The organism is Mycolicibacterium vaccae NBRC 14118 = CIP 105934, from assembly GCF_001552715.1.
Classification (GTDB): Bacteria; Actinomycetota; Actinomycetes; order Mycobacteriales; family Mycobacteriaceae; genus Mycobacterium; species Mycobacterium vaccae.
The window spans coordinates 47,853-61,766 of sequence record NZ_BCRS01000012.1 but is presented as its reverse complement, the minus strand read 5'-3'; the positions used below and the strand labels follow the sequence as shown (position 1 = coordinate 61,766).

Sequence of the window (13,914 nt, the reverse complement as noted above, 5' to 3'; positions counted from 1 at the left end):
CGAGCCGGGGGGCCACTTTCGTTGTGGTGCCTACAGCTGGCAGGATCGGTCGGACGGATCGGCGTCTTGAGAAGACCCGACGGGTTTGAGGGTCGCCGCGTGGTAGCCCGAGAACCGGGCCGCCAACTGAGTCGAAGCGGAGGGCACGCCATCGGCCGTCGAGCGCGAACGTCGTCGCACGGACCGGGGTCCGTCGGCGCCTCGCGCGAGTTGCCTGCATGACCGGCGACGACGACCTGGTCGCCGCCGGCACCCCGATCGATCTCGACAACTGCGCCCGCGAGCCGATCCACATCCCGGGCAGTGTCCAGCCCCGCGGGGTGCTCGTGGTGGTGGGCGAGCCGGACTTCCAGATCCGGCAGGTCAGCGCCAACGTCGCCGATGTGCTCGGCCGCGCCGCGGAGGACGTGCTCGGTCGGCATCTGTCGGCACTGATGGGCGCCGACCAGTCCGCCAAACTGGCGACGGCAGCATCGGTCGTCGGTGACCTGCACCGGCGCAACCCGGTGGAATGCGTGCTCGACGTCGCCGGGACCGCGCGTCCGTTCGACGCGATCCTGCACCGCGAGGCCGGCGGAATCCTGCTGGTCGAGCTCGAGATCGCCTACGGCGAGCGGCCTTATTCCTTCCCCAACACCTATGCCGCGGTGCGCAGTTCCGTCGAGGAACTCAACCGGGCGGTGGGCCTGACCGACCTGTACGGGGTGACCACCCGGGCCGTGCGGGAGCTCACCGGTTTCGACCGGGTGATGATCTACCGCTACGACGAGGAGTACAACGGCGAGGTCGTCGCGGAATGCAAACGCGAGGACCTGAACTCGTTTCTCGGCCTGCACTACCCGGCGACCGACATCCCCGCCCAGGCGCGGGCGTTGTACGAGAAGAACTGGCTGCGTTTGATCTCCGACGTGGACTACACGCCGGCGCCGCTGGTGCCGGCCCTCGATCCGGCAGGCGGGGGGCCACTGGACCTCACCCATGCCACGTTGCGCAGTGTGTCGCCCATCCACCTGGAGTACCTGCGCAACATGGGTGTGCACGCCTCGATGTCGATCTCGCTGTTGCGGCACGGCCGGCTGTGGGGACTCATCGCGTGCCATCACTACGCCGGTCCGCACCTGCCGCCCTACGGAGCGCGGGCGGCCGCGGAGTTCCTCGGCTCGACGCTGTCGCTGCGGCTCGTCGACCAGTTCGAGGACGACCGGCTGCACAAACGGCTGGCCGCGCAGGCGGTGCTGGCCAAGCTCGCCACGGCCACACTGGACACCGGCAGGCCGCTGGCCACCGCGCTGCTCGCCGGCCCGGACCTGCTCGACCTGGTGCCCGCCGACGGCGTCGTCGTCGACATCGAGGGCCGGCGCCGGGTGAGCGGATCGGTGCCGCCCCCTGAGGTGGTCTCGGCGGTGGTGGAATGGACGCGTGGCGGCGCCGATGGGATCGCGCACACCGAGAGCCTGCACGCGGCCCTGCCCGGACTGGAACGCGACGCATCGTCGGCGGCGGGCGCACTGGTGCTCAGTCTTCCTGACGGGCAGTACATTGCGTGGTTCCGACGGGAAGCGCTGCATTCGGTGGACTGGGGCGGCGACCCGCACAACAAGGCGATCGCGGTCGGCGAGGGGGACGAGGTCCGGCTCAGTCCCCGTAAGTCGTTCGAACGGTGGCGCGAAATTGTGCGCGACCGCAGTGCGCCGTGGATGCAGACCGAGATCGAGTCCGCCGACGCGATGCGCCACCACCTGGTGGAGACGCTGTACCACCGCACCAGCGGCGCGCTGCGGGTCGCCGAGATGGTGCAGCGCAGCCTGATGCCGAAATCGATTCCGGTACTTGCGGACTGGGAGCTGTCCGCCCACTACGAGCCGGCCGCGGGCGACCGGCTCGGCGGCGACTGGTACGACGCATTCGAGTTGCGCGACGGCAGGCTCGTCGTGGTGGTCGGGGACGTCGCCGGGCACGGCGTCACCGTCGCGGGCACAATGGCCCAGCTGCGCAACGCTCTTCGCGCGCATCTGTTCGCCGGCGCGGCGCCGGACGAGGCGGTGCGCCGGCTCAACGAGTTCGATGTGCACCTGCTCTCCGGGGCGTTCGCCACGGTGCTCGTCGCCAGGATCGACCTCACCTCAGGCCGCGTGGAGGCCACCGCGGCCGGCCACCTGATGCCGTATCTGACGAACTCGGCGTCGCTTGCGACGGCCGCACCGATCCGGCTCTCACCGCCGATCGGCGTCAACGGCGCGTCCTACACGCGCAGCGAGTTCACCGTCGAGGCCGGGCACGGTCTGGTGATGTTCTCCGACGGGCTGGTCGAGCGCCGCGGCGGGGTGATCGACGACGGTCTTGACCTGCTGGCCGCGACTCTCGGCCGTCAGCCGCAGCGGGACGCCTCCTCGATCTGGGCGGCGATGGCCGCAGGGCACACCGACGACGATGTCACCGTCGTCGCGCTGCGCCGCCGCTGACGGCGTCGGCGGGACACGCCCCTCACCACGGTGTGGCGACCACCCGCCCCGCGGCGCACGATGGATCGAAGGTCACGTGTGGCCGTCCGGTCCGTGGGTGCGGTCCGACGGCGGCGGCCACGTCCCAGACGTCGGCGATGAGTTCGGCGGTGAGCACGGATTCCGGCGGGCCGGCGCACACCTGGACCCCGTCGCGCAGCACCACGATCTCGTCGCAGTAGTGGGCGGCCAGGTTGAGGTCGTGCAGCGCGACCACCGCGGTCACACCCAGTCTGGCGGGCAGCGCCAGCACCTCGAACTGGTGCCGGACATCGAGGTGGTTGGTCGGCTCGTCCATCACCAACAGCCGTGGCTGCTGGGCCAGTGCGCGCGCCACCAGCACCCGTTGCCGCTCACCGCCGGACAGCAGCGCGAATGCCCGATCGGTCAGGTCGGTGGCGTCGACGCGGGCCAGCGACTCGGCGACCACCGCGTCGTCGCCGGCGTTGTCGCCCTGGAACATCCGCTTGTGCGGCGCTCTGCCCATCGCGACGACGTCACGCACGCGCAGGTCGAAGTCACCGGTGCCGTCCTGCAGCACAGCGGCGGCGGTGCGCGCCAGGTGCCGGGCGGTCATCGAGCCGATGTCGACGCCGTCGACGGTGATCGAGCCCGACGCCGGAGCCAGGATCCGCAGCATGGTCTGCAGCAGCGTCGACTTGCCGCAGCCGTTCGGGCCGATGACGCCGAGCATGCTTCCGGCCCGCGCGGTGACGCGCACACCGTCCAGGACGCGCCGACCGCCGCGGGTCACGCGCAGGTCGGTGACCTCCACGTGTGCCGCGTTCACTGCTGCGCCCCGGCGGCGGCGCGGCGGGCGTCCCGGCGCAGCAGCCACAGGAAGAACGGACCCCCGCACAGCGCGGTCAGCACTCCTACCGGGATCTCCTGCGGCGAGGCCAGCGTGCGCGCCGCGATGTCGGCGAGTACCAGAAAGCTGGCCCCGGCCAGCGCCGCGGCCGGAAGAGCGCGCCGGTGATCACTGCCCACGACCAACCGGACGGCGTGCGGCAGGATCAGCCCGACGAACCCGATGGGGCCGCTCGCGGCGACCAGCACCCCGGTCAGCAAGGAGGTCAGGACGAACATCCGGGCGCGGAAGCGTGGTGTGTCAACGCCCATCGTGGTCGCGGCGGCATCACCGGCGAGCAGCACGTTCAGGGTGCGGGCCTGGGCCAGCAGCAGGATCAGCCCCGCGACGACCACGGTCAGCGGCAGCCACAGCGTGTCCCAGCGTGCGCTGCCCAATCCGCCGAGCAGCCAGGTGAGTACCTGGCGCGCCCGGTCGCCGGTATCGGCGGTCAGCAACATCAGACTGGTGACCGCCGAGAGCACGTAGGACACCGCGACACCGGCCAGGACGAGTCGGGTGGTCGTGATCTGTCCTGCGGCGCTGGACAATCCGTACACGAGGGTCAACGCTGCCAGGGCTCCGGCGAACGCGGCCAGCGAGGGGGAGAGCCAGCCCGCCACACCGACCCCGGACACGATCACCGCCACCGCGCCCACCGACGCGCCCGAGGACACGCCCAGCAGGAAGGGCTCGGCCAGCGGATTGCGCACCAGTGCCTGCAGCGTCATCCCGATCACTGCCAGGCCGGCGCCGACCACCGCGCCCAGGAGCACCCGGGGCGCACGCACCTGGGTGATCACGGTGTGGACGTGCGCGGGCACGTCGGCGTCGACAGCGGAGGGCAACAGGGCGGCCGCGACGCTGCGCACGACGTCGGCCGGCGGGATGGCGATGGAGCCGATCGCCAGCCCGGCGATCACCGTGGCGACGAGGAGGGCGGACAGTCCCACGAGCACGAGGGGATAAGGCAGGCGCCGGTGCCCGCCCGCCGTGGACGACCTCGGCTCGTCGGTGACCGCCTGCCTGCTCATCGGAAGCGGTCGGGATGTAGTTGCCTGGCCAGGGCCTCGACCGCGAACGGGGCACGTACGCCGAGCACCGCGTCCTGCAGGGTCAGGACCGCGAAGCGGTCGTCGCGGATCGCGCTGATGTCCGCGAGTTCGGTTCTGCTCTTGAGAAAGTCGATCTTCTGTTGCACCGACGGCGTGCCGAAGTAGTCGTAGATGACGATCACGTCGGGGTCGCGCTGGATCACCTGCTCCCAGGACACGTCGGCGAACGTGTCGTCGAGGTCGGCGAAGATGTTCGTCGCGCCCGCAAGGTCGATGATGTGGTTGCCGATACCTTGCCGACCCGCGGTGAAGGCGGTGTCCTCGCCGCTGTCGTACACGAAAGCCTTCAGCGGTTCGACCCCGGCGACCCGTTCCCGGGCTGCCGCCACGCTGGACTGCATGGTCTCGACGAGAGTGCCGGCACGCTCTTGCACACCGAAGATCTGCGCGATGGTGCGTACCTCGCCGTACACGTCGTCCATGGTGATCGGTTCGGTCGCGCAGTATTCGGGATTCAGATACGTGGTGACACCTGCGCCGGTGAACGTCTGCCGCGACCGCCCGGCCGCCTCGTCGAACGCGCTGGCGTAGCCGCCGTAGACGAAATCCGGTGCGGCGGAAAGCACTTGCTCCAAGGATGCGTCCTTGCTCGACAGCTCGGGGATCGCACGGTAGGCCGCGTCCTGCCGAGGCAGCGGCGGGTTGTCCGGGTAGACGGTCGCCACGACGGAGTCCTGCAGCCCGAGGTCGAGCATCAACTCGACCGGGTGCTGGAAATACCCGACGGCGCGCTCCGGCGGTGCCTCGAACACGATCTCTTGACCGCAGTTGTCAACGGTCACCGGGAAACCGTTGTGGTGCACGGCGGTTGCCGAGTCATCGGCCGCGGAACCGCATCCGGGCGTTACCGCGGCCACGAGAAGGGCGGTGGACAAGACGATCACACCGCGTCGTCGCGAAACTGTCATCACAGGCACTGCATCGGCTCCATCCGGGATCTCCACGTCCCAGTGAGAGGGCCGACGAGAGCAGTATCCTGACTCCCGGATCGATGCTCACCCCGACCTTCCAGCCTGCCGGCCGTGGTCGACGAGGGGTTCGCTCCCCGGTCACAGTGGCGGGACCATGCCGGAATCGCACCGGCTTCCTGCCTGCTCGTCGGGGCCGGTCACGCCGACCGGCCACGCTGACAATAGCGGACCTGCCGGCAGGCCTGGCCCGACCGTGGCGCGTGCGCCACGGTCGACGGGCGTGCCACGGCGGGGCGAGTCGCAGCCGGCGACGGACAAGGTGGTGGCGAGGCGCTCCGGACACGTTTGCTGAGCAGTGGTGCCACCCCGCTGGCGGCTCTTCGTCGCCATCGCGTGCGACCCGCATCGGGCAACGAGTGCCAGTTGCAGTGACGGAAGTGACTGGTGATGCAACGTCGGCTGCATAGCTACTTCGACTGACATGCGCCAGTGATATTAGCTATCTCAGATGATGGGCAAGTTGGATTCATGACGGTGGGCGCTGGTGTCGGGTTGGGGGATGCTCACGTTCTCTGCGAAAAAGGGTTTGATACGCCAAAAACTGTTCTGGGACTATCCGACAGTGTCGGGTCGAGAATGCAGAGGGGTGCACGTGGAGGCAAGACGCGAGCGAAGGTAAACAGATTTGCTATACCGGCGTACATTGGAAAAATCAACGTCGCAATAGCAAACATTGCATAAGCGGTCTTACTCTTTGGGGGCGCCACGTTCGGGGCGTTGAATCATCGCCTTACAACGGGAGTCTCCATGAAAATCGGTCTGCGCAAAGCAGCCGTGGCGTGCGGCACAGTGTTTGCTTCGGGTGTGCTGGCGGCGTCGACCGCGGCACCGGCCTGGGGGAGCAGTTCAGCGCTTGTCATCGGTGGGATCGCGACGTCGTCCATGCACGACGTCGTCATGAGCCAAGTGCTCGGGGGAGCCCTGAAGAATCAGCAGCGCGTGAGCGTGCACTGGCCGGCCCAGGCCGCGCCGTACACCGGCAGCAAGGGTCTGACGCTGGGCGCCTCGATCAACCTCGGCATCAACAATCTGAACACCCAGATCGACGCAGCCCTCGGCCGCCTCGGTGCGGACGGTGAGAAGGTCACGGTGGTCGGCCTGTCCGCCGGGTCGCTCGTCGTCAACGAGGTGTTGCGTCAGTTGGCCGCCGACGCCGAAGCTCCGGGCAAGAACGACATCACCTTCGTCCTGGTCGCGGACTCCAGCAGGCAGAAGCTGATCAACGAGACGCGCTACAACTCGAAATTCGACTACACCTACCGCCCGGCACCCGAGACCGAGTACGACATCATCGTGGTCACGGGCGAGTACGACGGCATGGCCGATTTCCCGGACCGGTGGTGGAACGGCCTGGCGGTGATGAACGCGATCGCGGGGTCGATCTTCGTCCACGTGCCGATGATGTTCGCAGACCTCTCGAAGGTGCCTGCGGAGAACGTCTCGGTGGATGTCAACTCGAAGGGCGGCACCACGACCAACTACCTGGTGCCCACAGCGAAACTGCCCTTGGTGCAACTGTTCCCGAGCCTGGCCAAGCGGGAGGCGGAGTTGAAGGCCAAAATCGACAAGGCCTACAGCCGCAACGACGCGCGTGCCGTCGCGGCGAGCACGCTGATCGCCGCTCCCGCGGCGGCGGAACCTGCTGCGATCGCGGTAGGCGCCGAATCACCCGAGATCGCCATCGCCCCTGCCGATGCCGTCGCTCCGGTGAAGGAGGGTGACGACGCGCAGGCGGATCCGGTCGACACCGGTTCGGTCGACACCGAGGTTCCGGGCGACAGCGACGTACCTGCCGACAGCGACGTTCCGGCCGAGACTGACGAGGCCGGTGTGGAGGACGACGCCGAGGACGTAGCGGAGTCGATCGAGGATGAGCAGGCCGCCGAAGACCCGGCGCAGGCCCGGACCGTCGACGCGACAACCGACGACGACGAGGCCGCGGATTCCACCCGCGACGACTCCGGGGCCGAAGCCGCCGACTCCTCGGATTCGAAGTAACCCCGCGAAGTCCGCAGGCCCGAAGCCCCGGCAGCACGCCGGGGCTTCGCGGTCGCAAAGTATTCACTCAGGGAAGGGCATTGATTTGTCCGGCGGGCGAGATTGCCGCCGACAAAATACCTCCGACATAAATTGAGGCCGCCGGAGAAGTAATTGCACATGCGGCACAAATGCTGAAAATTCGATCTTGTTCACAGAATTGTCACCATTCACTCCTCGCCGTCAAGCAACGAAGGCGGAGAGGTTTTGGCATCTTGGAGTTAGCCGGCCCCAGGTGCGGCGTCGGTGATCACGGGGTTTGTCGCGCTTCGGGTGTGCCTCGGTCAAGGGCAGCCGAAAGTCGATATCTGATTGTGGCGACGGCGAATTGCTTTGCCAGAACGGTGGCTATTAGAACCCTTGCCAAAAACGTGGTGGGTGCCAAATATCTCCACTTACGCTTCGGAGTGGCCGGATCTCGGCCGAGAAGCCTTTTTCTGCAGTGGACGGAGATACCTATGAAGAACGGTGCACGCAAAGCCGGTGTGTTGTGCGGGGCGGCGTTTGCCTCGACACTGCTCGGTGCCACCATGGCGACGCAGGCGGCGGCCCAGTCCTCGACGCTGATGATCGGTGGGATCTACACGCCGTCACTGAACAAGGCGGTCATGGGGTCGGTGCTCGGGGGAAGGTTCAGCGACCAGGAGCTGATCAGCGTGCAGTGGCCCGCCAAGGCATGGCCCTTCACCGGCCTCTTCAGCCAGTCGCTGAGCACCTCGGTCGATGTCGGCGTCGAGAACCTCACCAAGCAGCTCGATCTCGCGATCGACCGGCTCAGCAAGGACGCCGACGGCGATTATCTTCCCACGGAGAAGGTTACGGTCGTCGGCCTCTCCGCGGGCAGCTTGGTCGTCGATGCGGTGATGGGGAACCTGGCGGCCGACACCGGGGCTTCCGTCCGGGACATCGTCGAGTTCTACACCGTCGAGAACACCACGCTGCAGCGTCCGTACTCCGTGTACAACCCGTTCATCAACTACACCTTCGAGCCGCAACCGGAGACCCCGTACGACGTTGTGAACGTCACCGGGGAGTACGACGGGTTCGCGGACTACCCCCAGCGGTGGTGGAATGCTCTCGCGGTCGCCAACGCGCTGGCGGGCGAGATCTTCGTCCACATACCCGTCATGTTCGACAACCTGGACACCGTGGACAAGACGGTCACCGTCACCAAGAACGATCAGGGTGGCACAACCACCACCTACTTCGTGCGGGCCGAGAGACTGCCGCTGGTGAGAGTGTTTCCCTTCCTCAGGCCCTTCGAGTCGCAGCTGCGCGCGATCATCGACGCCGGGTACACGCGCAACGACCCCGACATCGACCAGACCGGCACCGAGGACTCGGCAGCCGTGGCTGCCGACACCGGTTCGGGTGAGCAGGAAGTGGCGCCCGGCGACGGGGACCGGCAGTCGGCGGACGCTGAGGCGGCTGCGGCCGTCGACGGCTCCGAAGGCGGCTCCGAAGGCGGCTCCGAAGGCGATGCCGACGCCGACGCCGGTGACGCAGTCGGCGCGCCGACCGGTCACGTGTCGGGTGGGGACGACACCGACGCCCGCACCGAGGCAGACGCCCGCACCGAGGAAGAGGTCGCCGACCAGTCCGAGCAAGCCGTTGCCGACGAGGTCACCGAGACCGAGGCGACCGAAGCCGAAACCGACGCCACCGAAGCCGAGGCGGAATCCGATGGGGCCGACGGAGCAGCACAGACCGAGCCCGGCGGGGCGTCCGCGGAGGCAGCCGACGAATCCGGTACCGACGGAGGTCCGGCGGCTGATGCCGATGTCGCCGAATCGGAGTCGGCTGCCGCGCAGTGATCCGGCGGCACTCAGTCCGCGACGATGAAGACCTGCTTGTTGACGAACTCGTCGATGCCGAGGGCACCCAGCTCGCGGCCGAAGCCCGACCGCTTCACCCCGCCGAACGGGATGTCGGGGCCTTCCCCGGCCGGGGTGTTGACGTTGACCATCCCGGCGTCGAGCTGCTGGGCCACCTTCTCCGCGCGGGCGACATCCTTGCTGAACACCGAGGCGCCGAGCCCGAACGCAGAGGAGTTGGCCAGCGCGACGGCCTCGTCCTCGTCCCGCACGCGGTAGACCACTGCGACCGGTCCGAACAGCTCCTCAGTGTAGGCCCGCATATCCGGGGTGACACCGGTGAGCACGGCCGGGGTGTAGAACGCCGCCGGCGCGTCGGCGAGTACCCCGCCCACGTGCAGGGTGGCGCCTTTGTCGACGGCATCGCCGACCTGTGCGGCGATCGTCTCGGCCGCCGCACGCGAGGACAGCGGGGCGATGTCCTCAGGTCGCAGATCGCGTGCCTGCGAGGTCAGCGCGGCGACGAAGTCGTCGTACAGGTCGTCAACGACGATCATCCGCTTGTTCGAGTTGCAGGCCTGGCCCATGTTGTAGGTGCGGAAATCCCATGCGGTGCGGGCGAGTTCGCCGGCATCGCCGTCGAGCACAATGAACGGGTCGGAACCGCCGAGCTCGAGCAGGCACTTCTTCAGCGCCCGACCGGCGGTCGCGGCGACAGCGGCCCCGGCGCGCTCAGACCCCGTCACCGAGACACCCTGCACGCGCGGATCGCCGATGATCGTCTCCACCTGGTCGAACGTTGCGAACAGGTTGGTGTACACGCCATCTGGAACCCCGGCCTCGCGCAGCAGCTCGGCGATCGCCAGCGCGCACTGTGGCACGGATTCGGCGTGTTTGAGCACAACGGTGTTGCCGAGCACCAGGTTCGGCGCGGCGAATCGTGCCACCTGGTAGACGGGGAAGTTCCATGGCATGACCCCGAGCAGCACCCCGACCGGGCGGCGGCGGACCATCGCGGTGCCGCCCGAGAATGTCGGGATGGGCTGATCGGCCAGCAGCGTCGCAGCCTGGTCGGCGTAGAACTCGAAGATGGACGCGGAGAACTCGACCTCACCTGTGCCTTCGTCGACCCTCTTGCCCATCTCCATGCGTGCCAGCTCGCCCAGTTCGGTGGCACGTTCCCGCAGTAACCGGCCTGCGTTGCGGACGACCTCCTGGCGCATCTGCAATGGCTGCTCGCTCCAGTCGCGATAGGCCCGGTCGGCGGCGGTGATCGCCGTGTCGACGTCGGCGTCGGTGGCGGTGGCGAACGTCGCCAGCACCTCACCTGTCGCGGGGTTCAGTGTCTGATACGGCGGTTGCGTGGGTGTCACGGCGGCTCTCGTCATCTGTCGGTGGGGATGGCGTCGGCGTAGGGCGCCGCGCTCTTGTCGTGCAAGGGGTGAATCGTCATGTAGGCGAGTCCGATTCCGATGACGACGAGGGCCGACAGTGCGACGATCCAGTTGTCGTACCACGGTGCGTCCGGTGTACGGGGCCAGGCCATGTTGACCATCGCGATGACGCCGTAGACGAGCGCGGCGATGTTCACCGGCAACCCCCACCTGCCGAGTGAGTACTTGCCGCTCGGCACCCAGCCCTTCAGCCGCGCCCGCAGCGCGGCCAGGACCACCATCTGGAAGCCGATGTAGATGCCCAGCGCGGCGAAGCTGATGATCTTGGTGATCGCGTCGGTGGAGAACTTCGACCCGATGATGATCACCGCGGGCACGGCGGCAGCCAGCAGCAGCGCGTACGGCGGGACATGGCGTGTCGGCGAGAACTTCTTCAGAAGCGAACTGCCCATGATCATCTCGTCCCGACCGTACGAGTACGCGAGCCGACTCGCGGCGGCTTGCAGGCTCATCGCGCAGGACAGGAACGAGATCAGCACGATCACCAGGATGATTTTCGAACCGACCGGTCCGAAGGCCTCGCCGAGCACCGTGCTGACCGGGTCCGTGTCCTCGCCGGCGATGACCGCGGGGATGTCGGCGACTGCGAGGACCAACGCCAGGCACACGAAAGTTGCTGCGGCACCGCCGATGTAGATGGTGCGGCGCATGGCTTTCGGAATGAGTCGGCCGGGATCGCGTACTTCCTCGGCGACGTCGCCGCACGCCTCGAAACCGTAGTACTGGTAAAGGCCGATCAACGCCGCCGCGGCGAACGCCCACATGTAGTCGCCGTCGCCGCCGGCGCCGAAGCTGTCGAAGATGATGCCGATGTTGTGTTCGCGGTGTGCGATCAGCAGCCAGCCGCCGACCACCAGGGCCCCGATGATCTCGGCGCTGAACCCGATGATCGCTGCCTTGGCAAGGACTTTGGTCCCCATGAAGTTGATCACGGTGGCCAGGGCCAGCAGCAGCAGCGAGAACGCGATGATGTTGTTCACCGTGGCGTCGATGCCGAAGGTGGCGGCGATGAACGGCCCGGAGCCGTAGGACACCGAGGCGATGGTCACCAGGAGCGCCACCAGATACACCCATCCGGTCATCCACGCGTACCGGCGGCCCCACAGCCGGCGTGCCCACGGATAGACGCCGCCTGCGACCGGATACTGGGCGACGACCTCGGAGAACACCAGCGCGACCAACAACTGGCCGACGCCGACGATGACAAGGCTCCAGATCATCGGCGGACCGCCGGTCGCCAGCGCGAACGCGAACAGGGTGTAGATGCCGACGACGGGGGACAGGTAGGTGAAGCCCAACGAGAAGTTCGCCCAAGGGCTCATGTCCCGCTTGAACTCCGACGTGTAACCGAGCGCCTGCAGATGGGCGGCGTCGGTAGGGCCGTCAAGGGTGCGATAGTCGTCGCCGCGGGCGTCGGAAGTGGGTTGGGTGGTGGACATCAGCCTGCCCTTCTGCCGGTGGGTACGTGCAGGTAACCCGAATGATCCGAAAAACTACAGTCCTATTGTTTAAGCGGCAACAGAAACGGCGGAATTGCCTTCGGATCGGGTACATTGCCGACGTCGGGACTGCTGGGCGCGGGAGGGAGATGTCCGTGTCGTCGTTGTCGCCGCTCGTCGCAGGCGAGGCCCCCGTGGGTCGCGCCGACGAGATTGTGCAGCGCATCACCGAGGCGATCCATCTGGGCCTCCTCGACGACGGCGAACGTCTCCCGGTCGAGATCGATCTGGCCGCGCAGTTCGGGGTCGCGCCGATGACGGTGCGCGAGGCCCTTTCGACGTTGCGTGAGCAGCAGCTGGTGGAGACGCGCCGTGGGCGCAGCGGCGGATCGTTCGTCCGGCGTCCGGCGGGGCCGCCGGTGGACCAGCTGGCCGCGCGGCTGGCCGCGATGAGTGCCTCGGACCTGCGCGACCTGTTCGACGAGCACACCGCGGTGTCCGGGCAGGCGGCGCGGTTGGCCGCCGAGCGGGCGGCGCCGTACGCGGTCCGCAGGCTGTTCGCGCTGACCGACCAGCTCGGTGCCGCCGCGACGTTGGGCGACCGAATCCGTGCCGACAGCAGGTTTCACATCCAGGTCGCGGTCGCGTCGCAGTCGGCGCGGCTGGCCCGCCGCGAGGCCAACCTCCAGGCCGAGGCGGCCGGACTGGTCTGGCTGCCGCACGGGCCCGAGCTGGACGTCGCGGCCCATGTCGAGGAGCAGCACGCCATCGCGGCCGCCGTGGCGTCGGAGAACGCGGCGGAGGCGCGCAGACTCGCCGAAGCTCATGTGATGGGTCAGCTTCCGCGGTTGACCAAGGTCCATCTGCGCCTCACCGGCGAGACGGGAGCCGACTGATGACGATCTACCGGACGGCGGCCGACCCGGCCGCCGAAGCGTCGCAGTCCCTGGAATCCTTCTACGTGCTGCTCGGCGAGATCGCCGAGGAGGTGCTGCGCTGCCGGCCGCCGCGAGCTCCGTTGAGCGAGGCGCACTTCGGTGGCCTGCACCGCCGGCTCGCCGACCGGTTGGCGCGCGAGCCCGCGGTGTGGGGGATGGGCTTCATCGCCGCACCGTTCCTGGTCGACGGCATGGAGCGCTACATGGCGTGGTGGCAGCGCACCAACGACCGGGTGACCCGGCTGCGGCTGAACTTCGACCCGACGAGCATCGACGTCTACGACTACCTGCAGATGGACTGGTACCAACTGGCCCAGCGCGGCCAGGGGCGGGTGGCCTACGGGCCGTACGTGGACTACAGCGGATCGGACATGTACACGATCACCGCGACGATCCCGGTGGTGGCCGACGGCGTGTTCCTGGGTGTCGCCGGCGCCGACCTGGTGGTCGGTGAGGTCGAACGCCGCCTGCTCGACGTGCTGCGTCGCATCGACGGGGACGCCGTCGTGGTCAACACCGAGCGCCGGGTGCTGGCGGCCAACACGCCGCGGTGGTTCGTCGGAGCCCGGTTGCCTGCGATGCCCACGGCGGGCCAGGGGCCGGAATCCGCGGGGTTCCGGGACGTCGCGGAGCTGCCGCTCGGGACGGGTTGGGTGCTCGCGATCGCATGGCCGGATGCCGGCGCGGACGCCTTCGGGCCCACATCCTGACCCGCGTAACCGACTCTTAACGGCCAATCTGGTTCCAGCTGTTGACTCCAACGATCTACTTCTAGAGTATTTAATGACAATTCGG

10 protein-coding genes and 1 riboswitch are annotated in these 13,914 nt (G+C 68.0%); of the genes, 5 read left to right on the top strand and 5 right to left on the bottom strand.

Going from position 1 to position 13,914, the window contains the following annotated elements:
• Positions 1 to 218: 218 nt before the first annotated feature.
• Positions 219 to 2,462 carry a SpoIIE family protein phosphatase gene (locus MVA01S_RS04320; protein WP_003929024.1) on the top strand — a complete coding sequence of 748 codons (2,244 nt, stop codon included), beginning with the start codon at positions 219 to 221 and terminating at the stop codon, positions 2,460 to 2,462.
• A gap of 22 nt (positions 2,463 to 2,484) precedes the next feature.
• Here MVA01S_RS04320 and MVA01S_RS04315 read toward each other — a convergent pair whose 3' ends face one another.
• Genes MVA01S_RS04315 through MVA01S_RS04305 form a run of 3 tightly spaced genes read right to left on the bottom strand, consistent with a single transcriptional unit; the run spans position 2,485 to position 5,248 of the window.
• Positions 2,485 to 3,291: an ABC transporter ATP-binding protein gene (locus MVA01S_RS04315; protein WP_040540262.1), complete on the bottom strand. Its 807-nt coding sequence runs from the start codon at positions 3,289 to 3,291 to the stop codon at positions 2,485 to 2,487.
• On the bottom strand, positions 3,288 to 4,385 hold the full coding sequence (locus MVA01S_RS04310) for a FecCD family ABC transporter permease (RefSeq protein WP_003929022.1): 1,098 nt from the start codon (positions 4,383 to 4,385) through the stop codon (positions 3,288 to 3,290). Before MVA01S_RS04310 ends, MVA01S_RS04315 begins: the two co-directional genes overlap by 4 nt.
• Positions 4,382 to 5,248 (bottom strand): ABC transporter substrate-binding protein, encoded by an 867-nt coding sequence (locus tag MVA01S_RS04305; protein WP_237024354.1) that lies wholly within the window; start codon positions 5,246 to 5,248, stop codon positions 4,382 to 4,384. The genes MVA01S_RS04310 and MVA01S_RS04305 overlap by 4 nt, the downstream gene beginning before the upstream one ends.
• Positions 5,249 to 5,415: 167 nt before the next feature.
• Positions 5,416 to 5,601: riboswitch (cobalamin riboswitch) on the bottom strand.
• Positions 5,602 to 6,184: 583 nt separating this feature from the next.
• Between MVA01S_RS04305 and MVA01S_RS04300 the strand changes: the two genes are divergently transcribed.
• Both MVA01S_RS04300 and MVA01S_RS04295 read left to right on the top strand, forming a co-directional pair.
• Complete coding sequence (locus MVA01S_RS04300) at positions 6,185 to 7,435, top strand: PE-PPE domain-containing protein (RefSeq protein WP_003929020.1); 1,251 nt, start codon at positions 6,185 to 6,187, stop codon at positions 7,433 to 7,435.
• 497 nt (positions 7,436 to 7,932) lie between these two features.
• Positions 7,933 to 9,288, top strand: a complete 1,356-nt coding sequence (locus MVA01S_RS04295; RefSeq protein ID WP_003929019.1) for a PE-PPE domain-containing protein — start codon at positions 7,933 to 7,935, stop codon at positions 9,286 to 9,288.
• Positions 9,289 to 9,299: 11 nt separating this feature from the next.
• Here MVA01S_RS04295 and MVA01S_RS04290 read toward each other — a convergent pair whose 3' ends face one another.
• Together MVA01S_RS04290 and MVA01S_RS04285 are read right to left on the bottom strand one after the other, a co-directional pair.
• A complete protein-coding gene (locus MVA01S_RS04290) occupies positions 9,300 to 10,661 on the bottom strand; it encodes an NAD-dependent succinate-semialdehyde dehydrogenase (protein ID WP_003929018.1) in 1,362 nt (453 codons plus the stop codon).
• An 11-nt stretch (positions 10,662 to 10,672) separates the two neighbouring features.
• Positions 10,673 to 12,181, bottom strand: coding sequence for an APC family permease (locus MVA01S_RS04285; RefSeq protein WP_003929017.1), 1,509 nt, complete (start codon positions 12,179 to 12,181; stop codon positions 10,673 to 10,675).
• 149 nt (positions 12,182 to 12,330) lie between these two features.
• Here MVA01S_RS04285 and MVA01S_RS04280 point away from each other — a divergent pair, with 149 nt between their 5' ends.
• The gene (locus MVA01S_RS04280) at positions 12,331 to 13,077 is read left to right on the top strand and encodes a FadR/GntR family transcriptional regulator (protein WP_003929016.1); all 747 of its coding nucleotides are present in this window, start codon (positions 12,331 to 12,333) and stop codon (positions 13,075 to 13,077) included.
• On the top strand, positions 13,077 to 13,829 hold the full coding sequence (locus MVA01S_RS04275; protein ID WP_003929015.1) for a PDC sensor domain-containing protein: 753 nt from the start codon (positions 13,077 to 13,079) through the stop codon (positions 13,827 to 13,829). The genes MVA01S_RS04280 and MVA01S_RS04275 overlap by 1 nt, the downstream gene beginning before the upstream one ends.
• Positions 13,830 to 13,914: the final 85 nt, after the last annotated feature.